At 66.4% G+C, this 20,147-nt stretch carries 19 protein-coding genes; 4 read left to right on the top strand and 15 right to left on the bottom strand.

Going from position 1 to position 20,147, the window contains the following annotated elements:
* The 8 genes from IQ782_RS16695 to IQ782_RS16730 all read right to left on the bottom strand — a co-directional run bounded on the left by IQ782_RS16695 (window position 1) and on the right by IQ782_RS16730 (window position 7,302).
* Entirely contained in the window at window positions 1–633 is a 633-nt protein-coding gene (locus tag IQ782_RS16695; RefSeq protein WP_194135794.1) for an SGNH/GDSL hydrolase family protein, read from the bottom strand.
* A 9-nt stretch (window positions 634–642) separates the two neighbouring features.
* Window positions 643–1,506, bottom strand: coding sequence for an amidohydrolase family protein (locus tag IQ782_RS16700; RefSeq protein WP_194135795.1), 864 nt, complete (start codon window positions 1,504–1,506; stop codon window positions 643–645).
* A gap of 42 nt (window positions 1,507–1,548) precedes the next feature.
* Entirely contained in the window at window positions 1,549–2,682 is a 1,134-nt protein-coding gene (locus tag IQ782_RS16705; protein WP_194135796.1) for a mandelate racemase/muconate lactonizing enzyme family protein, read from the bottom strand.
* Between the two features lie 16 nt (window positions 2,683–2,698).
* Entirely contained in the window at window positions 2,699–3,601 is a 903-nt protein-coding gene (gene kdgD, locus IQ782_RS16710) for a 5-dehydro-4-deoxyglucarate dehydratase (protein ID WP_194135797.1), read from the bottom strand.
* A gap of 66 nt (window positions 3,602–3,667) precedes the next feature.
* Entirely contained in the window at window positions 3,668–4,465 is a 798-nt protein-coding gene (locus tag IQ782_RS16715; RefSeq protein WP_194135798.1) for an NAD-dependent epimerase/dehydratase family protein, read from the bottom strand.
* A gap of 5 nt (window positions 4,466–4,470) precedes the next feature.
* Window positions 4,471–5,748 carry a TRAP transporter large permease gene (locus tag IQ782_RS16720; protein WP_194135799.1) on the bottom strand — a complete coding sequence of 426 codons (1,278 nt, stop codon included), beginning with the start codon at window positions 5,746–5,748 and terminating at the stop codon, window positions 4,471–4,473.
* A 1-nt stretch (window position 5,749) separates the two neighbouring features.
* Entirely contained in the window at window positions 5,750–6,253 is a 504-nt protein-coding gene (locus IQ782_RS16725; protein WP_194135800.1) for a TRAP transporter small permease, read from the bottom strand.
* A gap of 62 nt (window positions 6,254–6,315) precedes the next feature.
* Window positions 6,316–7,302 carry a TRAP transporter substrate-binding protein gene (locus tag IQ782_RS16730; RefSeq protein WP_194135801.1) on the bottom strand — a complete coding sequence of 329 codons (987 nt, stop codon included), beginning with the start codon at window positions 7,300–7,302 and terminating at the stop codon, window positions 6,316–6,318.
* Window positions 7,303–7,579: 277 nt separating this feature from the next.
* Here IQ782_RS16730 and IQ782_RS16735 point away from each other — a divergent pair, with 277 nt between their 5' ends.
* Window positions 7,580–8,731 (top strand): efflux RND transporter periplasmic adaptor subunit, encoded by a 1,152-nt coding sequence (locus IQ782_RS16735; RefSeq protein ID WP_194135802.1) that lies wholly within the window; start codon window positions 7,580–7,582, stop codon window positions 8,729–8,731.
* 21 nt (window positions 8,732–8,752) lie between these two features.
* Window positions 8,753–11,887 carry an efflux RND transporter permease subunit gene (locus IQ782_RS16740; protein WP_194135803.1) on the top strand — a complete coding sequence of 1,045 codons (3,135 nt, stop codon included), beginning with the start codon at window positions 8,753–8,755 and terminating at the stop codon, window positions 11,885–11,887.
* A 111-nt stretch (window positions 11,888–11,998) separates the two neighbouring features.
* Here the strand turns inward: IQ782_RS16740 and arsJ are convergent, their stop codons facing one another.
* From arsJ to IQ782_RS16755, 3 genes are read right to left on the bottom strand one after another with little or no spacing between them, the layout of a single operon-like run.
* Complete coding sequence (gene arsJ / locus IQ782_RS16745; protein ID WP_194135804.1) at window positions 11,999–13,276, bottom strand: organoarsenical effux MFS transporter ArsJ; 1,278 nt, start codon at window positions 13,274–13,276, stop codon at window positions 11,999–12,001.
* Window positions 13,273–14,271: an ArsJ-associated glyceraldehyde-3-phosphate dehydrogenase gene (locus IQ782_RS16750; RefSeq protein WP_194135805.1), complete on the bottom strand. Its 999-nt coding sequence runs from the start codon at window positions 14,269–14,271 to the stop codon at window positions 13,273–13,275. The genes arsJ and IQ782_RS16750 overlap by 4 nt, the downstream gene beginning before the upstream one ends.
* The gene (locus IQ782_RS16755; RefSeq protein ID WP_194135806.1) at window positions 14,268–15,128 is read right to left on the bottom strand and encodes an arsenate reductase/protein-tyrosine-phosphatase family protein; all 861 of its coding nucleotides are present in this window, start codon (window positions 15,126–15,128) and stop codon (window positions 14,268–14,270) included. Before IQ782_RS16755 ends, IQ782_RS16750 begins: the two co-directional genes overlap by 4 nt.
* A 173-nt stretch (window positions 15,129–15,301) precedes the next feature.
* Between IQ782_RS16755 and IQ782_RS16760 the strand changes: the two genes are divergently transcribed.
* Window positions 15,302–15,853 (top strand): PadR family transcriptional regulator, encoded by a 552-nt coding sequence (locus IQ782_RS16760; protein WP_194135807.1) that lies wholly within the window; start codon window positions 15,302–15,304, stop codon window positions 15,851–15,853.
* Between the two features lie 15 nt (window positions 15,854–15,868).
* The gene (locus tag IQ782_RS16765) at window positions 15,869–16,615 is read left to right on the top strand and encodes a siderophore-interacting protein (protein WP_194135808.1); all 747 of its coding nucleotides are present in this window, start codon (window positions 15,869–15,871) and stop codon (window positions 16,613–16,615) included.
* Between the two features lie 91 nt (window positions 16,616–16,706).
* Here IQ782_RS16765 and IQ782_RS16770 read toward each other — a convergent pair whose 3' ends face one another.
* The 4 genes from IQ782_RS16770 to IQ782_RS16785 form a co-directional block, all read right to left on the bottom strand.
* Window positions 16,707–16,883, bottom strand: coding sequence for a hypothetical protein (locus IQ782_RS16770; RefSeq protein WP_194135809.1), 177 nt, complete (start codon window positions 16,881–16,883; stop codon window positions 16,707–16,709).
* 195 nt (window positions 16,884–17,078) lie between these two features.
* Window positions 17,079–18,617 carry a tripartite tricarboxylate transporter permease gene (locus tag IQ782_RS16775; RefSeq protein WP_194135810.1) on the bottom strand — a complete coding sequence of 513 codons (1,539 nt, stop codon included), beginning with the start codon at window positions 18,615–18,617 and terminating at the stop codon, window positions 17,079–17,081.
* 10 nt (window positions 18,618–18,627) lie between these two features.
* Window positions 18,628–19,059, bottom strand: coding sequence for a tripartite tricarboxylate transporter TctB family protein (locus IQ782_RS16780; RefSeq protein ID WP_194135811.1), 432 nt, complete (start codon window positions 19,057–19,059; stop codon window positions 18,628–18,630).
* Between the two features lie 90 nt (window positions 19,060–19,149).
* Window positions 19,150–20,139, bottom strand: a complete 990-nt coding sequence (locus tag IQ782_RS16785; protein ID WP_194135812.1) for a Bug family tripartite tricarboxylate transporter substrate binding protein — start codon at window positions 20,137–20,139, stop codon at window positions 19,150–19,152.
* Between the last annotated feature and the right edge of the window lie 8 nt (window positions 20,140–20,147).

The following is a 20,147-nucleotide window of genomic DNA, read 5'->3' on the forward strand; positions in this document are numbered from 1 at the left end:
TCAGGGATTGAGAAGCGCGCGCACCGGCTCTGCCAGTGCCGCGCCGATGGCACGTGTGTTCGCCGCGTCAAGGTGAATGCCATCGACCGACGAGGCCTGCGCCACGGTCCCGGCATCGAAGAAGGCCACGCCCATCTCCTCGGCCAGCGCGGCGTAAAGCGGCGCGAAGAGCGCCGACTGCGCCGCACGGACCGGACTGTCGAGCGCACCCTCGGCCGGACCAATGCAGAGCGGCGGCGCGACGATCAGCACCTGTGGCTGTGCGCGCGCCGGCTTGTAGGGAAAGCCGCGGATCAATTCGATCAGCCGCCGCATGCCCTGCTGCGCGCTGAGTGCCATGCCGCCGAACTTCGGCTTGAGATCGTTTGTCCCGAGCATGATCACCACGACATCGAGCGGCATATGCGCCGCCAACGCCACCGGCAGCGTGCGCACGGCATTGCGGTCACAGGGTGCGGCGTGGTCGTCGAAGGAGGTTGTCCGCCCGCCGACGCCATCGGCGAGCACGGTGACGCCGGGCAGCGCCCCGGCCAGCACCGAGGGCCAGAGATCGTCAAAGGCGTGGCGCAACGCGCCGTTGTCAGGGTCATGGCCCCAGGTCAGGCTGTCGCCGTAGCAGAGTATCCGGGCCATGGCCTTCCCCTAGTCCAACGTCGGAAAACCATAGAGCTTTTGCGGATTTTCCACCAGCACCTGCCGCTGCGCCGCCTCGTCCGGCAGCCAGCTCATCGCAAGGTCCAGCAGATGCGCGTCGTCGGGATAGTCCTCGGTGCGGCCGGCGGCATTGTGCGGCCAGTTGGTGCCCCAGACGATGCGCTCGGGCGCATGGGCGCCGATCTCGCGGCTGAGGGCGGCGATGTCGGGATAGTCGGGACCCGAGGTGGTGGTCGCCTCGTAGCAGCCGGCAAACTTGAACCAGCAGCGGCCACCGTCGATCAGCCGCTTGATCACCGCCACATGCTCCGGGGTGACGCCGCCGAAGATCTTGCCGTGGTGGTCGAGCACCCAGTTGGATTTCAGCGCTGCCAGCCGTGGCTCGAGCTCCGGCAGCGCGGTGCCGTCGAATTGCACCGCCATCATCCATCCCGCTGCCTGGGCGCGCGCGTCCACCGCCTCGAGCTGGTCCAGCCCTACCGCCCCGCCGGGCAGGTCCATGATCCGCGCCCCGACGATGCCCCCCGCAGAGAGCCGCGCCATCTCGGCATCCGGGGTCTCGCCGGTGATCACCGCCACGCCGCGCGCGCAATCGCCCATCTCGGCGACGCAGGCGAGCAGGCTGGAATTGTCCATGGCATGCCCGTTGCCCTGGGTGATCACCACCCGGTCGATGCCGAGCCAGCCCATCGCCTGCCGGTACATCGCGGGCGTCGGCAGCGGTTCGGCGGGCACGCCCCGGCCATCCTCGCGCCAGCTGTATCCCGGAAGGTACATGTGCATCTGGGTGTCGCAGGCGCCCTTGGGCATCTGCGTCTTCGGCTTGGGGCCGGTGAGTTTTCGGTCGATCATGGTTGGTCCTCTCGGTCGGGCGCCACGGAGGGCAATGCCCGCTCACCCCTTGGGGGCGAATTCCTTCAGCGCAGCGCGGTCGATCTCGATCCCCAGCCCCGGACCGCCCGGAATGCTGACCCAGCCGTTCTCGTGCTCGATGGGCCGAGTCACCACCGCCTGGCGGAAGGGATTGTGCGTGCGGTCGAATTCCATGATCGGCTCGATCGGACCCCGCCGCACCGGGTCGGGCACCATCGCCGCCATGAATTGCAGCGCCGCCGCGATCTGCACCGCCGTGCCCCAGACATGCGGCACCACGCGCACCCCGTGGAGGGTCGCCAGATCGGCCACGCGCTTGGCCTCAGTGAAGCCGCCCACACCGCAGAGGTCGGGCTGGGCGATGTCGATCACCCGGCGCCGCAGCGGCTCGGCAAAGCCCCAGCGGGTGTGCCATGTCTCGCCGCCCGCCACCGGGATCGGCTGGCGCGCGCGGACCTCGGCATAGGCATCCAGCTGCTCGGGGATCACCGGCTCCTCGAACCAGTCGATGTCGTACTCGGCCGCCGCGTTGCCGACGCGCACCGCCTCGATCACGTCATAGCCGTGGTTGCCGTCGATCATCAGCCGCGTGTCGGGGCCGATGGCCTCGCGCACCGCCTTGATCACCTGCAGATCCTCCGAAGGATCGAAGCCGATCTTGATCTTCACCGCGTGGAAGCCATCCGCCGCGTGGCGGCCGGTCTCCTCGGCATTGTCGGCCACCCGGTCCACGCCGTCGCGCTTGAACGAGCCGGTGGCATAAGCGCGGATGCGCTCGCGGAAACGCCCGCCGAGCAGCGTGGAGACCGGCACGCCGAAGTGCTTGCCCTTGATGTCCCAGAGCGCGATGTCGATGCCCGAAAGCGCGCAGACGGAAATCCCCCGCTGCCCCTGGTCGCGCAGCGCGTTGTAGAGCACCGCCCAGTGCTTCTCGGTCTCCAGGGGGTCCTTGCCGATGAGCCAGGGGGTGTAGGCCTCGACCATGGCGCGGTTCGGGCCCGCCGGGCCGAGGCATTCGCCCCAGCCCGTGGTGCCGTCGTCGCAGATCACCTCGACCAGCAGGTGTACCCGCTTGTCGAAACGCATGGAGGCGCTCTCGAACGCCGTCTCGAGCTTGTGTTCCAGAAGGTGGGTGCGGATCTCGGTGATCTTCATCGGTCTTGCCTTCGTCTTACTGATGCGCGTCGATCAGGGCCTTGAGGATCTCTTCCTCCTCGCCGGTGAGGTCGGACAGCGGCGCGCGGACTGGGCCCGCATCGAAGCCGACCAGACGCACGCCCGCCTTGATCGCGGATACCGCGTAGCCCTTGCGGCGCGAGCGCAGCTCCATGAACGGGTAGAAGAAACTCTTGAGGATGTCTTCGCAAGTGGCCCGGTCCCCTGCCCGCAGCGCGGCGTAGAACTTGTTGGCCAGCGCCGGGACGAAGTTGAACACCGCCGAGCTGTAGGTGGTGAACCCCGCGCCGAGATAGGCCTCGGCAAACAGCTCCGCCGTCGGCATGCCGCCGAGGTAGGTCAGCCGGTCGCCCATCTTGGCGGTGATCTGCCGCACGAGGCCGATGTCGCCGGTGCCGTCCTTGAAGCCGACGAGGTTCGGACAGGCGTCGCAGAGCCGCGCCAGCGTGTCGGCCTGCAGCACGGCGTTGTCGCGGTTGTAGACCATGACGCCCATGCCGGTGGCGTCGCAGACCGCCTTGACGTGCTCGTAAAGCCCTTTCTGCGGCGCGTCGATCAGGTAATGCGGCAGCAGCAAGATGCCGTCGCCACCTGCCGCCTCGACCGAGCGCGCGATGCCCTTGGCGATCTCGGTGCCGTAGCCGCAGCCCGAGACGATCGCGGTCTTGCCGGCGCTCTCCTTGGCGGCCTTGACGATGGCGGGGATCTCGTCCGGGGTCAGCGAGAAGAACTCACCCGTGCCGCCCGCGGCAAAGAGCACCGGCGCGTCGAAGCCCGACAGCCATTCCACGTGCTTCTGGTAGGGGTCGGCGGCAAACTTGTTGTCGGCGTCGAACGGCGTGACGGGGAAAGACAGCAGGCCGGAGCCGAGCGCCACTTTGATCTGTTGCGGGTCCATGGGGGGTCCTCTTGTTTTGGCAATCTGGGGAATGCGCGCGGAGCGGCGCGCGGGATGGAATGAAGGTCAGCTCTGGTGGATGGGCTCGTCGGTGAAGACACCGCCCTGGTATGTCGCGACCGCCTCGTCGCGGCCGGGGCGCGGCACGCTGCGGCGGATCTCCTCGGCGTAGTCCTGGGAATTGTCCTGCGGCACCCAGCCGAGGAAGGCGGCGTGGGAATTGTCCCACCAGCCCATGGCGTTGGCCGATTGCCCCCAGACCACGGTGCAGCCAAGGCGCGGCACGGTGAAGGCCGCCATGATCAGCGAGGTGAAGTCGCGCGGGCTGAGCCAGGTCGACAGCATCCGCCAGTTCTCGGGCGCGGGCGTGCAGGAGCCGATGCGCACCAATGCGCTCTCCTGCCCGAACTTGTCATGGTAGAGGCTGGCCACCGCCTCGCCGAAGATCTTCGACACACCGTAGAGGCTGTCGGGCTTGAACGGGTCGGTATGCCTCAGCCGTTCGTCCTGCTTGTAGTAGCCGATGGTGTGGTTCGAGCTGGCAAAGATGATCCGGGGCATGCCGTGCAGCCGCGCCGCCTCGTAGAGGTTGTAGACGCCGCGCAGGTTGGCCGCCTCGATCAGGTCGAAGCTCTTCTCCACCGAGATGCCGCCCAGATGCACGATGCCGTCGCAACCCTCGACCAGCGCCTTGACCGCCTCGCCGTCGGCGATGTCGCAGGCCACGAAGCTCTCATTGGGGCCAAGGTCGGGGATCTCGGTGATGTCCGACAGGCGCAGTTCCTCGGCGTGGGGCTTCAGCGTCTCGCGCAGGATGGTTCCGAGCTGGCCCGCCGCGCCGGTGATCAGGATACGTTTCATCATGTCTCTCACTCCATCAGGCTTGGCAGGAACATGGAGAAGGCGGGCACGTAAGTCACCAGCATCAGGGCCACGAAGATCGCCGCGTAGAACGGCAGGATCGTCCGCACCGCGTGTTCGATCCGCACCCCGCCCACGACGCAGCCGACGAAGAGGCAGGCACCCACCGGCGGGGTGCAGAGGCCGAGGCCGAGGTTCATCATCATCACCACGCCGAATTGCACCGGGTCCATGCCAAGCCCCACCGCGACCGGCAGGAAAATCGGCGTGCAGATCAGGATCAGCGCCGCCATGTCCATGATCATGCCGAGCACCAGCAGGATGAGGTTCAGCAGGAGCAGGATCACAAAGGGATTGTCCGAGATGCCGGTGACCGCGTTGGCCAGCAGGTCCGGCACCCGGTAGAGCGTCAGCAGGTAGGAGAACGCCGAGGCGGTCGCCACCAGCAGCATCACCAGCGCCGTTGTCCGCACCGAGCTGACGACGGCGGTCTTGAAGCCCGTCCAACTCAGTTCGCGGTAGACGAAGGTGGTCACGAGGATGGCCCAGATCGCGCCGAAAGCGCCGGATTCAGTGACGGTCATCACGCCAGAGAGCACGCCGCCGACGACGATGATCGCGGTCATCAGCCCCGGCAGGGCGACGACAAAGGAGGTGCCGAGCGCTTTCCATCCGGGGAAGGTCTCGGCCGGGTAGCCCCGGCGCACGGCAACTGCATAGGCGACGATGCCGAGGCAGAGGCACATCAGGATGCCGGGGATGACACCGGCGATGAACAGCTTCGAGACTGACACGCCCCCCGCCGCCACGGCGAAGAGGATCATGTTGTGCGACGGCGGGATCACCACGCCCGCGACCGAGGAGGTCACCGTGACGTTCACCGCGTAGTCGGGGTCGTAGCCCTTTTCCTTCATCACCGGGATGAGGATCGAGCCAAGCGCCGAGGTGTCGGCCACTGCCGAGCCCGAGATGCCGCCGAACAGCATCGACGAGGCGACGTTGACCACGCCCAGCCCGCCCTTCATCGAGCCCACCGCCGAGGAGGCCAGCCGCACCAGCCGCCCGGCGATGCCGCCGTGCATCATCAACTCGCCCGCGAAGATGAAGAAGGGGATGGCCAGCAGCGAGAACACCGAGATGCCCGAGAGCACGCGCTGGAAGGCGATGAACAGCGGCAGCCCCTCGTAGACGAAGCCGCCAACCGCCGCGAGGCCGAGCGCGAAGGCCACCGGCATGCCGCTGACGAGGCCCAGCGCGAAGACGCCGAAAAGAATGATCAGACCCATGTCAGTACCCGCGGCCCTTCGCCAGTTCAGTCATTTGATAGAGGGTGAACACGGCGCTGAGCGCGCCGCAGATCGCCATGGGCACCGCGCGCATTCCCTCGGAGATGCCCAGCATCGGCACCGTGCGCGCCCAGGTGTTCCCGGCCAGGATGAACCCCTGCCAGCCGAGGCAGAGCGCGAAGACCAGCACGCCGACCAGCGCCAGCCACTTCAGCGCCAGGGCGATGGGGCCGGGGAAGGCATCGCGCAGGAAGTCCACCGACAGGTGCGTGCGGCTCCAGACGCCCGCGGCCGCGCCGAGGAAGGTGATCCAGACGACGAGCAGCAGCGCCAGCTGTTCGACCCAGGTCGGGGTGTCATTGAGGATGTATCGTCCCCAGACCAGCCACCCGAAGATGCCGATCAGGACGACGAGGCCGGTTCCGGCCACCGTCACGCAGATCCGCGACAGCAGATCGAGCAGGCGATAGACGGCCCCTGCCCCGGCCCCGTGGCTCTGTGCCATGATGTCTCCCGGAAGAGGCGTGTCCCCTTCGGGACACGCCATGCCCTGATCGTTGTCTCAGTTCACTCGATGGCCTGGATGTCGCGGATCAGGCTTTCGAGGTCCGGGTTGGACTCGATGAACTTGGCATAGACCGGCTCCATCGCAGACTGGAACGCCGCCGGGTCAGAGACCTCGTTCACCGCCACGCCGCTGTCGATCACCTTCTGCTTCGAGACCTCCTCTCGCGCGGCCCAGAGTTCGCGCTGCTTCTCGGCGGCCGAGATCGCCGCGGCGGTGACGGTGGCCTTGTCCTCGTCCGAGACCTTGTCCCAGACCTTGGTCGAGACGCAGATGCACTCGGGAATGATCAGGTGGTTGGTGATCGAATAGTACTTGGCCACCTCGAAGTGGTTCGAGCTCTCGAAAGAGGGATAGTTGTTCTCGGCCCCGTCGATCACCCCGGTCTTCAGCGACTGGTAGACCTCGCCATAGGCCATAGGCGTGGCGTTGCCGCCAAGCTGGTCGACCATCTGCACGTAGAGGTCGTTGTTCATCACGCGGAACTTCATGCCATCCATGTCGGCCGGCGTCTCGATGGCGTGCTTGGTGTTGTAGAAGGAGCGCGAGCCGCTATCCATCCATGACAGGGCGACAAGCCCCTCTTCCGACAGCGCATCCGAGAAACGCTGGCCGATCTCGCCATCCATCGCCTTGTGCATGTGATCGACGTCACGGAAGATGAAAGGCAGCGACAGCACATTGGTCGCCGGGACGATCTCGCCCATCGGGCCCATGTTGAAGTTCCCCACCGCGATGGCACCGGCGCGGACCTGCTCGATCGCATCGGGCTGCGCACCCAGCACGCCATTGGCATAGACCGTCGGCTCGATGCGGCCCTCGGTCTTCTCGGTCACCTCGTCGGCGAACTGCTGCATCGCGACGACGTTCGGGTAATCCTCGGGGTGAATGGCCCAGGCGCGCCAGGTTTCAGCCTGGGCCGCCCCTGCCAGCATGCCGCAGAGCGCGGTTGCCGCAACCAATGCCGTTTTTGCCTTGGTGAAGTACATCATCATCTCCTCCCTGTAGATGTGTATGACGTTACGCGGCAGTTATGGATGACTTGTATGATAACTGTCAATGTTTTCGTATTACAAGAGCACGCGACCAGCCGCGACCCGTTCCCGTATGCCCCTGGAGGCGTATCCCGGAGTGGTATGACGATTTTTCAACCATGAATTTCTACACATGCGCGGAAGCTCGCGCTCGAAGTGCAGTCGTTGTCGATATTTCATTCATATCGTGTAAACTCAGGCGCATAGATCCGTCCTTGGAAGGACCATTGATATGTTGATTAGACTTATTGCGTCGTTTTCGGCTGTATCTCTGTGCGCGTTTATCCTTGCCTCCGTCACATTCACCCCGGCCCATGCCCAGGATGCTGCCGAGACCGCGGGCCCGACGGTTCTGGTGCAGACCGTGGCAACCCAGAGCATCCGGCCTTCCTTCACCCACCCGGCCCGCATCGAGGCGCTGAACACCGCGTCGATCCGGCCTCCCATCCAGGCGCAGATCACCGCGCTGCACATCACCGCCGGTGCCTACGTCGAGAAAGGTGATCTGCTGGTGGAGATGGACGAGACTGACTTCCGCATCGCCCTCGCCCAGGCTCATGCGGCGCTGAAGCAGGCCGAGGCCTCCGCCATCAAGGCCGACCTCGACCTCGACCGGGCAACCCAGCTGTCTCGCAGCAACACCGTCTCGCAGCGAGAGGTGGAATACGCCCAGGCCCAGGCCGACGTGGCGCAGGCGCAGGTCGACGTGGCCAGCGCGCAGATCGCGCAGGCAGAGGAGAACCTTGCCGATACAAAGGTCTACGCCCCGTTCAGCGGCCGCATTTCGGCCCCGCAATTCGCGGTCGGTGACCTCTTCGCGCCCGGCGATCCGACGCAGCCCGGCTTCATAGCGACGCTGGTCTCGCTCGATCCGATCTACGCGGTCGGACTGGTCGACCAGTCCAATTACTTCGGCTTCCTCGCAAAGCGGCTCGAACTGGAAGAGGCCGGCGGATCTATCCCCCCGCTCGAGCTCGAAGCGATCCTGCCCGGTGGGCAGGTCTACCCCGAGAAGGGCACCTTCGAGAACTGGGACAACACCGGCGCCGCCAGCACCGGGACCATCGCCGCCCGCGTCCTTTTTCCCAATCCCGACGGGGTCCTCCTTCCGGGGCAGAACGTGACCATCCGCGGCCAGGTGCTTGAACCGATTCAGGCGCCTCTCATCCCGCAACGGGCGGTGAGCCTCGACCAGCAGGGCCATTTCGTCTGGGTGGTCGGCGCGGACAACACCGTCGAGCGCCGCAATATCACCGTCGGCGTCCGCAGCGGTGCGAACTGGACCATTACCGAAGGTCTCGCCGACGGCGAACAGGTGGTCGTCGAGGGGCTGCAGAGCATGCGCCCCGGCATCACCGTCACGCCGAAACCCTACGACAGCTGAGCCCCGGCAGCGGAGAATTTCATGGGACCTTTATTTTTCATCCGGCGGCCCAAGTTCGCCTTCGTCATTTCCATGCTCATCACGCTGTTCGGCCTTCTGACGCTGACCGTGATGCCCATCGACCAGTATCCCGACATCACTTCGCCCAAGGTCGTTGTGCGCGCCAACTATCCCGGCGCCGACGCCCAGACCCTGCTGCAGGCCGTCGCCGCCCCCATCGAGGACGAGGTGAACGGCGCCGAGGGCATGGCCTACATGGAATCCAAGGCCGCCTCGGACGGCAGCTACACGCTGACCGTGACCTTCGAGACCGGCGTCGATGCCGATCTGGCGCAGGTCGACGTGCAGAACCGCGTGGCGCTGGCCGAGCCCTCGCTGCCCGCCGAGGTGCGCCAGCGCGGCATCCGGGTGCGCAAGCGCAACCCCGACATCCTGATGGTGGTCGACATCATCTCGCCCGACGGGCGCTTCGACGGGCTCTTCCTGTCGAACTACGCCTCGATCAACGTCGAGGGCGAGCTGGCCCGCATCGCCGGTGTCGGTGCCGCCGAGAACATCGGCGCGCTGGACTACGGCATGCGCGCCTGGCTCGACCCGGTGAAGATGGCCAACCACAACCTCACGGTGAACGACATCGTGCTGGCGGTGAAGGAGCAGAACGTGCAGGCCGCCGTGGGCTCGCTCGGGGCCGCTCCGGCGGCCGAGGACACGCAGTTCCAATACGTGCTGACCACCAAGGGCCGGCTCGAGTCCGAGGAGGAATTCGGCGACATCATCCTGTCGGCCAATGACGCGGGCTCGGTGGTGCGGCTGCGCGACGTAGCGCGGATCGAGCTCGGGGCCTTTGCCTACAAGGGCTACGGCGAGTTCAACAACAAGCCCGGCGTGCTGCTGGCGGTCTACAAGCTGAGCGAGGCGAACTCGCTCGACGTGGCCGAGGCGGTGCGCGAGAAGATGGAGGAGTTGAAGCAGTACTTCCCCGAGGGGGTCGATTACGTCATCGGCCATGACACCACGCTGTTCATCGAGGCGTCGCTTGAAGAGACGGTGATCACCATGATCTTCACCATCCTTCTGGTGGTGGCGGTGACCTACATCTTCCTCGGCTCGATCCGCGCGACGCTCATTCCGACCATCGCCGTGCCGGTGTCGATCATCGGCACATTGGCGGTGCTCTACGCCTTCGGCATGACGATCAACACCGTCACGCTCTTCGCCCTGATCCTTGCCATCGCGCTGGTGGTGGATGACGCGATCATCGTGGTCGAGAACGTCGAGCGCATCCTGCACGAGAACCCCGAGATCAGCTCGGTCGAGGCGACGAAACGCGCCATGGCAGAGGTGACGGGGCCGATCGTCGCGACCTCGCTGGTGCTGGCGGCGGTCTTCGGGCCGACGCTGCTTCTGCCCGGCATCACCGGGCGCATGTTCAGCCAGTTCGGCGCGACGCTCACCGTCTCGGTGCTGATCTCGATGGTCAACGCGCTGACGCTGAGCCCGGCGCTGGCCTCGGTGCTGATGAAGCCGGGGATGCACCCGAACTTCGTCATCCGGGGCTTCAACAAGGGCTTCGACTGGGTGACGCGGGTCTACGCGGGGATCGTCGATTTCCTCGCCAAGAACGCGCTCATCGCCATCGCCATCGTCGCGGCGCTGTTCTTTGCCATGTACACGCTCTTCACCACCACGCCGACCAGCTTCATCCCGACCGAGGACAAGGGCTTCTTCATGGTCGACGTGCAGCTGCCCTCGGGCGCTTCGCTGAACCGGACCGAGGTGATCATGGACCGGCTCACCGATGCGCTCGGCGAGGATGAGGCGGTCGAGAACGTGCTCTCGGTGAACGGCTATTCGATCCTCAACTCGGCGCTGCAGTCCAACGCCGGGATGATCATCGTCAAGCTCAAGGAATGGAAGGAGCGCACGACTCTCGAAAGCAGCCAGGCCTTCCTGCAGCAGAAGTTCAGCAAGATGTTCGCCGACATGCCCGAGGCCAAGACGATCATCTTCGGTGCGCCCGCCCTGCCGGGCATTGGCGCGGTCGAGGGGCTCTCGTTCGTGCTCGAGGACACGCAGGGGCGCGGACCGGAGGAGATGACCGCCGCGCTTCAGGGCTTCCTCGGCGCGGCCAATGGCGCCGACGAGATCGCGCTGGCCTATTCCACCTTCAAGGCCGATGCACCGCAGCTCTTCCTCGACATCGACCGGGTGCGCGCCAAGACGCTGGGGGTGCAGATCTCGGACATCTTCCTGACCCTGCAGGCCCAGCTCGGCGCGCTCTACATCAACGACTTCAACGTCTTCGGCCAGTCCTACAAGGTGATGGTGCAGGCCGACGCGCAGTTCCGCCAGAACGAGCGCGCCTTCGACACGCTCTACGTGCGCAACCGCGAGGGCGGCATGGTGCCGCTCTCGACCGTGGTCACCCCGGTGCCCACCACCGGGCCGGACGTGCTCTACCGCTACAACACCTACAACTCGGCCACGGTCACCGGCATTCCCAACTCCGCTGGTGGCTTCAGCACGGGCAACGCGATGGACAGTTTCGAGCAGACCGCCGGGACCGCCCTGCCCGAGGGCTTCCGCTACGAATGGACCGGCTCGTCGCGCGAGGAGCGCGCCTCGGGCAATGCGGTGCCGATCGCGCTGGGGCTGAGCCTCGTCTTCACCTTCCTCTTCCTCGCGGCGCTCTACGAGAGCTTCCTGACGCCGGTGGCGGTGCTGCTGACGGTGCCCTTCGCGGTGCTGGGGGCGCTGGTCTCGCTGAGGATCGCCGGGGAACCGCTCAGTCTCTACGGGCAGATCGGCCTCTTGATGCTGATCGCGCTGGCGGCGAAGACGGCAATCCTGATCGTCGAATTCGGCAAGCAGCAGCGCGAGGCGGCGGAGCTCGACCTGCACGAGGCGGCGATGCAATCGGCGAAGCTGCGCTTCCGGCCGGTGATGATGACGGTGCTGGCCTTCGCGGTCGGGGTCTACCCGCTGGTCATCGCCTCGGGCGCGGGCTCGGCGAGCCGGGTGTCACTGGGCCTGGCGGTCTTCGGCGGCGCCATCGCCTCGGCGGTACTGGGGGCGATCTTCGGGCCGGTGTTCTTCAAGATCATCCAAGGGCTGCGCGAGAAGATCCACCGGGGCCGCACGCCGCCGGTGGTCTGAGGCGCAGCGTTGAAATGGAGAAGGCCCGGGCACAGCGCCCGGGCCTTCCTTATTCAAGCGACGATGAGCGGCCAGCCCCGACCGGACAGGGCAAAGCCGCCGGTCGCGCGCCTAGACCGCCACCTCTTGCGCCTCGGCACTCAGCTTGCCCGAGGTCAGCGCCGCCAGCGCCACCATGACCGCCGCCGTACCCAGCACCAGCGGCAGGCCGCCCAGCTGGTAGGTCAGCCCCGACAGCAGCGTGCCGATCAGCCGCCCCGCCGCGTTCGCCATGTAGTAGAAGCCCACGTCCATGGTCACCCGCTCGGATTTGGTGAAGGCGAGGATCAGGTAGGAATGCAGCGCGGAGTTCACCGCGAAGATCGCGCCGAAGACCAGCAGCCCGAGCACCAGCAGCCCGGTCAGCCACGCCTGCGGCCCTCCGGCAAGCAGCACCCCCACGCAGAGCGCCGCAGGCACAACGAAGAGCGCCGCGGCCCAGCCGCGGGCGGCATGGATAAGCTCGGCTTGCGGGCGGCTGCGCGCGCGCAGGATGCGCGGCGCCGCGGCCTGCACCGCGCCATATAGGATCACCCAGACCGCCATGAACGTCCCGATCATGAAGAAGGCGGCGCGGTTGCCCGCCTCGGTCCCGTCGGACAGCACCGCGTAGAAATAGATCGGAATGCCCACCACGAACCACACGTCGCGCGCGCCGAAGAGGAACACCCGCGCCGCCGACAGCCAGTTGACATTGGCCGACTTCGAGAAGACCTCGGAGAATTTCGCCCCCCTGCGGCCCTTCGGCAGCCCGCCCGGCATCAAGGTGGCCACCGCCATCAGGATCACCGCCAGCACCAGCGCCATGGCCAGCACCGCCCACTTGAAGCCGAGCGTCGCCAGCAGCGCCGCACCGAGCAGGAAGCCCAAGCCCTTCACCGCGTTCTTCGAGCCGGTGAGCACGGCGACCCAGCGGAAGAGCCCGCCGGCCTCGGAGGGCGCCAGCAGCTTGACCGCCGATTTCGAGGACATCTTGGCCAGGTCCTTGGCGACGCCCGAAGCGCCCTGCACGCACATCACAAAGGTCACCGAGGCGGCAATGCTCCATGCCGGATCAAGCTGCGTGAGCGCCAGCAGCGCCACCACCTGCAGCCCGAGCCCCGCGTAGAGCGTTGCGGTCAGTCCGAAGCGGGCCGCGATCCAGCCCGCCGAGAGGTTGGTCGCCATCCCGGCGATCTCGTAGAGCACGAAGAGATAGGCCAGCTGCACCGCCGAGAAGCCAAGACCGTGGAAATGCAGCAGCACCAGCATCCGAAGCGCACCGTCGGTGAGCATGAAGGCCCAGTAGGCGGCGGTGACGGCGATATAGGCCGAGAGCGCCTCGGGTCTCTCCCGCGCAGCTTGGCTCACAGCCGCCCCCCGACCATCAGCGCCACGTCCACCAGCCGGTGTGCGTAACCCATCTCGTTGTCGTACCACGCGTAGACCTTCAGCTGGGTGCCATTGACCACCATCGTCGAAGGCGCGTCGATGATCGCGCTGCGGGAGTCGTTGGTGTAGTCGCAAGACACCAGCGGGCGTTCCTCGTACCCGAGGATGCCTTTCAGCGCGCCCTTTGACGCCGCCTCGAACAGCGCGTTGACCTCCTCGGCGCTGGTGGCGCGTTCGACCTCGAAGACGCAGTCCGTCAGCGAGGCGTTGAGCAGCGGCACCCGCACAGCGTGGCCGTTCAGACGCCCCTTCAGCTCGGGGTAGATGAGCGTGATCGCCGTGGCCGAACCGGTGGTGGTGGGGATCAGAGAGTTCAGCGCCGAGCGCGCCCGGCGCAGGTCCTTGGCGGGGCGATCGACGATGGTCTGCGTGTTGGTCACGTCGTGGATTGTCGTGATCGATCCGTGCCTTATGCCGATGTTCTCATGGATCACCTTCACCACCGGGGCAAGGCAGTTGGTGGTGCAGGAGGCCGCCGTGACGATACCGTGCCGCGCCGGATCATAGGTGCCGTCGTTGACGCCGAAGACAATGTTGGCGGTGGGTCCATCCTTGACCGGGGCCGAGACCACCACCTTCTTCACCCCCGCTGCGAAGTAGGGCGCGAGCGCCGCCTCGGACTTGAAGACGCCGGTGCAGTCGATCACCACGTCCACCCCCTCGAGCGGCAGCGCCGAAAGCTCGCGTGTGCCGATGAAGGGTAGCCGCCTGCCGTCCACGCTTACGCTCTGCGCATCATGCGAGAACTCCGCCTTCCAGCGCCCGTGCACCGTATCGAATTCCAGCAGATGCGCGTGCATCGCGGGATCACCCACGGCGTCGTTGATCCAGGCGATCTCTGCCCCTCTCTCCAGCAGCGGTTTCAGGGCGAGCTTTCCGATGCGGCCGAGGCCGTTCAGGGCATAGGTGGTCATGCGTGGTCTTCCAAAGTGGTCAGGGTCAGGGATGTGCGGCCGATCTCGTCGATGGCCGATTGCAGCGAGATGCGGTCGAGCGTGGCAACGGGCAGCGCCGCAAAGGCTTCGATCCGGTGCTTGAGCGCGCCGTAGGACTGCTGAAAGGCCAGCATCTTCTCGGCCTCGCTGCCCGTGGCGCCCGCCGGGTCGGGCATACCCCAGTGACCGGAGATCGGCTGCCCCTCCCAGGCCGGACAGTCCTCGTTGGCGGCCTGGTCGCAGACGGTGAAGACGAAATCCAGCGCGGGCGCACCCTCGCCAGAGACCTCCGACATGGTTTTGGCCCGCAGCGGCGTCACGTCATGGCCCTTCTGGCGCAGCAGCGCGACGGCGATGGGGTTCAATGCCGAGTTGGGGTTCGTTCCGGCCGAATAGGCATTGAACCGATCGCCAGCCATCTCGCGCAGCAGCGTCTCCGCAAAGATAGACCGGGCGGAATTGCCGGTGCAGACGAACAGCACGTTGAACTTGCGCCGAGACATCGGGGCGTTTCCCTGCTGGGCCAGGAACGGGCTCGGCGCACAGATCTCGGGGCGACCGCGACAGCAGTCGCGCAGCAGGTAGTCGAAGGTGTCCCGCACCTGCCCCATGTCGACGGCGTAGAGCAGCGAGGTGCCGGCCCGCTCCTGCGTCACCACCCCGGCGCGCATCAGCGCGGCGAGATAGGTCGAGAGTGTGCTGGCCTTCAGCGTCAGCACCTCGGCGATCTCGCCCGCCGGAAGGCGGTCGGGGTAACGGCGCATGAGCAGCCGGAAAATCGCCAGCCGCTGCGGGTGGCCGAGGGTCATGAGGCGGTCGGGAATCTCTTTTTCCATATTTCATGAATATACGAAATATGGACCGCCCGAAAAGTGAAGCTTTGATGACACCCCGATGCCCGTCCCCTCCTGACCCGCCTCACCGCGCCGTGATCCTCCGCCCTCTTGCGTATTTTTCGATATATCTTATCTTCCGATATATCTGAAATCGCCCCTCGGAGGCCAGACGGATGCGACATGACAAACACACGCGCCACGAGGGTCGCGGCCAGGGCAGCCCCGGTCGCGGCGGCCAGCGCGGCAAGCGCCTGTTCGAATACGGCGAGCTGCGCCTGCTGATCCTCTCGATGATCGCAGAACAGCCGCGCCACGGATACGAGTTGATCAAGGCCATCGAAGCGCGTTTCGACGGCGCTTACAGCCCCAGCCCCGGTGTGATCTACCCCACCCTGTCGTGGCTCGAGGACATGGGCTACGTGCAGGTGGAGCCGGATGCGAGCGGTCGCAAGCGCGCCCGCCTCACGCCCGAGGGCACAGACTTCCTGTCGGCCAACCGCGCCGCCGCCGAGGACCTTCTCACGCGCAAGCCGCCGGCCTGGCACCGGGGCAACGCGCCGAAAGAGATCGTCGCGGCCATGGACGAAATCAAACTTGCCCTGCGCCGCCGGATGGCGGCCGAGGGCACAGACAAGACCCTCATCGCCACGCTTGCCGCGCAGCTACGAGACACCGCACGGGCCATCGCGGGCGACACGCCGGATGCGCCTTCCGACGACAGTTGATTGCAAGGATACCCTATGGAAAGCGTCATCACCCGACACAAGCACGAGTTGAAGCGCCGCACGCTGACGGTGCGCGACAGCATCCGGCTTACCCCGCACATGATCCGCATCACCCTCGAGGACGAGTCGCTGGCCGATTTCTCCAGCCTCGGCGCGGATGACCACGTGAAACTCTTTTTCGACACCGGGGCCGAGACGCCGCTGGCCCGCGAGTACACGCCCCGCGCCTTTGACCCCGAGGCGCGCACGCTGGTGCTCGATTTTGCCATCCACCAGGCCGGACCGGCAACCGCCTGGGCAGAGCGCGCCGCCCCCGGCGACACGCTCAACATCGGTGGGCCGCGCGGCTCGGCGGTGATCGCGCCGGTGTTCGACTGGTACCTGCTGATCGGCGACGAGACCGCCCTGCCCGCCATCGGCCGCCGCATCGAGGAACTGCCGGAGGGCGTGACCGCGATCACCCTCGTTGCCGTGCCGGGGCCCGGGGATGAGCAGAGCTTCGAGAGCGCCGCGGCCCAGCAGGCGCACTGGCTGCACCGCCCGGTGTCGCAGGCGCACGAGGCAAATGACTTGCTGGCGGCGGCGCGCGCGCTGACCCTGCCAGAGGGTCGGGGCTTCGTCTGGATCGCCGCCGAGGCACAGGTCGCACGCGCGCTCAAGCAGCACTTCCTGACCGAGCGGCAGCATCCCTCGCACTGCCTCAAGGCGGCAGGATACTGGGTGAAGGGCGACGCGGGCCAGAGCGACAAGGCGCTGGACTGACGCCCCGACGGGCACCGAGAAGGCCGAGCGCGAAAAGGCAGAGGCCGGGCGACATCATGCGCCCGGCCTCTCGGCGTTCAGGATCCAGGGATCAGGGCTTGGCGTAGCGCGCTGCGAACCCTTGCACGTGCACCCGTGCGCGGCTTCCTCCCGACGGCGGCGTCCTCTCCTCGCCGCGGCGGGTGACGATGCCCGCGAACAGGATCAGCGCGATCACCGGAGACATGATGAGAAGGCCAATGGCCAGACCAACCAAAAACAGTTCCATGAAAGTTCCTCCCTAGGAATCAACGCTATCACGGATCCGTGGCGACACAATGCCGCATTTTAATTTTCGACATCGCCTTCGCAGCGGCAGCAATCCACGCTGCGTCGCGGCATTCCGCACGGACCTGCCAAAACGGAAAGCGCCGGCCCGCAGAAACGGGCCGGCGCTGTGCTGGCAAGCAAGGGTGCAGAGGGCTCAGTCGCTGATCGCGCCTTCCTCGTCGCCGCGCTCATGCATCTTGCGTCGCACGACCCGGCCGACGATCAGCGGCATGATGAAGCCGATGATGGCGATCGCCCAGAGCGTCAGCGCGAGCGGGCTGTCGAACAGGGTGAACCAGTCGCCGTTGTCGATGGTGATCGCGCGGCGCAGGTTGTTCTCCATGGTGTTGCCGAGCAGCGTGCCGAGGATGATCGGCACCAGCGGCACGTCGAACTTGCGCAGCAGCCAGCCCATCACGCCGAAGCCGATCATCACCAGCAGATCGAAGCTCGATCCCGAGATGCCGTAGATGCCGACGAAGCTGACCATGGCGACCACCGGCATCAGGATGCGCGGCGGCACCATCAGCACGCGGGTGAAGATACCCACCATCGGGATGTTCAGCGCCAGCAGCATGAAGTTGGCGATGAAGAGCGCCGCGATCAGGCCCCAGACCACGTCGGGGTTGTTGGCAAAGAGCAGCGGCCCGGGGGTGATGTTGAGCGACAGCAGCACGGCCAGCAGCACCGCCGTGGTGCCCGAACCCGGCACGCCGAGCGCCAGCATCGGCACCAGCGCGCCGCCCGCGGCGGCGTTGTTGCCCGCCTCGGGGGCCGCGACGCCGCGCGGATCGCCCTTGCCGAAGGTGCCTTCCTTGTCGACCAGGCGCTTTTCCATCGAGTAGGAGATGAACGAGCCCAGCGAGGCCCCCGCGCCGGGCAGCACACCGGCGATGAAGCCGAGCAGCGAGGTGCGCAGCATGGTCGGCGTGCACTGCTTGATCATCGACAGCGGCGGGGTCAGACGGCCGAGCTTGAGCTGGCCCGTGCTGGCGTCCGAACCGCCGTGACGGTGTTCGAGGAAGATGAAGACTTCCGACAGCGCGAAGAGGCCGACGATGGCGACAAGGAAGTCGAGCCCGTCGTAGAGGTGCACCTCGCCGAAGGTGAAGCGCGGCACGCCGGTCTGGGTGTCGACGCCGATCATCGCAAGGCCGAGGCCGAGCATGGCGGCGAAGGCCGATTTCGCCTGGTTGGTCGAGGAAACCCCGCCCAGCGTCGCGAAGGCCAGCGCGAAGAGCGCGAAGTACTCGGCCGGTCCGAAGAGCAGCGCGATCTTCACCAGCTGCGGGGCCAGCAGGATCAGCCCCCAGGTGGCGATGAAGGCGCCGACGAAGGAGGCGATGCCGGAAAGCGACAGCGCTTCGCCGGCCATGCCCTTCTTGGCCATCGGGTGGCCGTCGAGCACGGTCATCATCGCCGGCTCGTCACCGGGGATGCCCAGCAGGATCGAGCTGATCCGCCCGCCGTACATGGCGCCGTAGTAGACCGAGGTCAGCAGGATCAGCGACGGCGTCGGCCCGAGGCCGAGGGTGAAGGCCAGCGGGATCAGGATGGCGACGCCGTTCGACGGGCCGAGGCCCGGCAGCGCGCCCATGATCGTGCCAAGGAAGCAGCCCAGCAGCGCGAGGCCGAGGTTCTGCAAGGTGAAGGCGACGACGAAGCCGTCCCCGAGGTTGGAAAGAACGTCCATGGCGCGCTCCTCAGAAACCCAGCGGGCCGCGGGCCAGCGACAGCCCCAGAGCCAGATGGAAGACAACGTAGATGCCGACCGAGGTCAGCACGCCGATCAGCAGCGACGACAGCACCGGGCTGCCGAGGCGCCAGGTCAGATAGGCCGAGGCGACGGCAGTGGCGATGACGAAGCCCGCGACGGGCAGGAACTCGGCATAAAGGATCATCACGACCACCGCCGCGAGGATCTCGGCGAGCCGGGCCAGCGAGGGCCACTCGGGATCTGCGTCGGGCTTGAGCGCGATGAAAATCGACGAAATACCGAGAATGGTGGCGATGATCAGCGGGAAGGCCTTGGGACCGACCTCGTCAGAGAGGAAGCTTTCCTCGATCTGCAAAGCGGCCCAGGCGAAGAAGATGGCGAGCGCCAGCCCGAAGAGGCCGAAGATGCGGTCACTCATGGTGTCCCCCGTAATTTGCGTGAATAGGTCGAAAACTGGCGACGGGCCCCCGGAGTGACAGGGGCCCGCCGGTCATTGCGTGGGGTCAGGTCACTTGATGATGCCGATCTCGCGCGAGATGTCCTGGATCTCGCTCACGCTGTTCTGAACGAACTGCTGGAAGTCCGCGCCCTGCAGGTCGAGCGGGGCGAGGCCGTTGTTGGCCATGATCTCCTTCCACTCGTCCGACGCATAGAGATCGCCGATCTTCTTGACCCAGGCGTCATAGGCCGCGTCGCTCATGCCGCCGGGGGCGTAGAAACCGCGCCAGTTCGCGCCGATCGCATCGACGCCCTGCTCCTTGGCGGTCGGGAAATCGGCGAAATCGCCTTCCAGGCGCTCGGGCGCGAGCACCGCGATCACCTTGATGTCTCCCGAGTCGACGAAGCCCTTGGCTTCCGACGCATCGCCGGTGAAGGCCTGGACCGAGCCTGCGAGCAGCTGGGTCACCGCCTCGCCGCCGCCGTCGAAGGCGACGTATTTGACCGAGCGCACATCCTCGATGCCGTAGGCCGACGCCGCGATCAGCACCTTCAGGTGATCCCAGCCGCCCACGGCCGAACCGCCGGCCACGGAGACCGAGCGCGGGTCCGACTTGATCATGTCGAGCAGCTGCGGCAGCGTCTCGATCTCGCTGTCGGCAGAGACGGCGATCACGCCGTAATCGGCACCGATCGACGCCAGCCAGCGGACCTGGTCGGTGGTGTTGCCCGGATAGGCGCCCTGCGCCAGGCGGGTCGCGGTGGCCGAGCTGGCCGCGACGATCAGATCGTTGTCGTCAGCGCGCTTGTTGACCACCTCGGCGAAGGCGACGCCGCCGCCACCACCTGCGAGGTTGACCACCTGCATGGTCTTGTCGATCAGGCCGAGATCCTGAAGCTCCTTGCCCACCTGCCGGCAGGTGAAGTCCCAGCCGCCGCCCGGGTTGGCGGGCGCGATGCACTCGGGGTTCTCGGGGGTGAAGTCCTGGGCCTGCGCGGCGAAAGCCGAAACGCCAAGAACGGTCGCGGCAATCAGGCCGCGGGTAGCAGTGACAAACATGGTATCCT

Source organism: Salipiger mangrovisoli (genome assembly GCF_015223355.1).
Classification (GTDB): Bacteria; Pseudomonadota; Alphaproteobacteria; order Rhodobacterales; family Rhodobacteraceae; genus Salipiger; species Salipiger mangrovisoli.

What these genes read in the sequence shown, in the direction of transcription:
- IQ782_RS16775 (WP_194135810.1), bottom strand. Translation starts at nt 18,617, where the DNA reads ATGGACGTTCTTTCCAACCTCGGGGACGGCTTCGTCGTCGCCTTCACC.
- IQ782_RS16755 (WP_194135806.1), bottom strand. Translation starts at nt 15,128, where the DNA reads ATGGAAAAAGAGATTCCCGACCGCCTCATGACCCTCGGCCACCCGCAG.
- IQ782_RS16735 (WP_194135802.1), top strand. Translation starts at nt 7,580, where the DNA reads ATGTTGATTAGACTTATTGCGTCGTTTTCGGCTGTATCTCTGTGCGCG.
- IQ782_RS16720 (WP_194135799.1), bottom strand. Translation starts at nt 5,748, where the DNA reads ATGGGTCTGATCATTCTTTTCGGCGTCTTCGCGCTGGGCCTCGTCAGC.
- IQ782_RS16785 (WP_194135812.1), bottom strand. Translation starts at nt 20,139, where the DNA reads ATGTTTGTCACTGCTACCCGCGGCCTGATTGCCGCGACCGTTCTTGGC.
- IQ782_RS16765 (WP_194135808.1), top strand. Translation starts at nt 15,869, where the DNA reads ATGGAAAGCGTCATCACCCGACACAAGCACGAGTTGAAGCGCCGCACG.
- IQ782_RS16760 (WP_194135807.1), top strand. Translation starts at nt 15,302, where the DNA reads ATGCGACATGACAAACACACGCGCCACGAGGGTCGCGGCCAGGGCAGC.
- kdgD (WP_194135797.1), bottom strand. Translation starts at nt 3,601, where the DNA reads ATGGACCCGCAACAGATCAAAGTGGCGCTCGGCTCCGGCCTGCTGTCT.
- IQ782_RS16695 (WP_194135794.1), bottom strand. Translation starts at nt 633, where the DNA reads ATGGCCCGGATACTCTGCTACGGCGACAGCCTGACCTGGGGCCATGAC.
- IQ782_RS16740 (WP_194135803.1), top strand. Translation starts at nt 8,753, where the DNA reads ATGGGACCTTTATTTTTCATCCGGCGGCCCAAGTTCGCCTTCGTCATT.
- IQ782_RS16700 (WP_194135795.1), bottom strand. Translation starts at nt 1,506, where the DNA reads ATGATCGACCGAAAACTCACCGGCCCCAAGCCGAAGACGCAGATGCCC.
- IQ782_RS16730 (WP_194135801.1), bottom strand. Translation starts at nt 7,302, where the DNA reads ATGTACTTCACCAAGGCAAAAACGGCATTGGTTGCGGCAACCGCGCTC.
- IQ782_RS16780 (WP_194135811.1), bottom strand. Translation starts at nt 19,059, where the DNA reads ATGAGTGACCGCATCTTCGGCCTCTTCGGGCTGGCGCTCGCCATCTTC.
- IQ782_RS16770 (WP_194135809.1), bottom strand. Translation starts at nt 16,883, where the DNA reads ATGGAACTGTTTTTGGTTGGTCTGGCCATTGGCCTTCTCATCATGTCT.
- IQ782_RS16715 (WP_194135798.1), bottom strand. Translation starts at nt 4,465, where the DNA reads ATGATGAAACGTATCCTGATCACCGGCGCGGCGGGCCAGCTCGGAACC.
- IQ782_RS16725 (WP_194135800.1), bottom strand. Translation starts at nt 6,253, where the DNA reads ATGGCACAGAGCCACGGGGCCGGGGCAGGGGCCGTCTATCGCCTGCTC.
- IQ782_RS16750 (WP_194135805.1), bottom strand. Translation starts at nt 14,271, where the DNA reads ATGACCACCTATGCCCTGAACGGCCTCGGCCGCATCGGAAAGCTCGCC.
- IQ782_RS16705 (WP_194135796.1), bottom strand. Translation starts at nt 2,682, where the DNA reads ATGAAGATCACCGAGATCCGCACCCACCTTCTGGAACACAAGCTCGAG.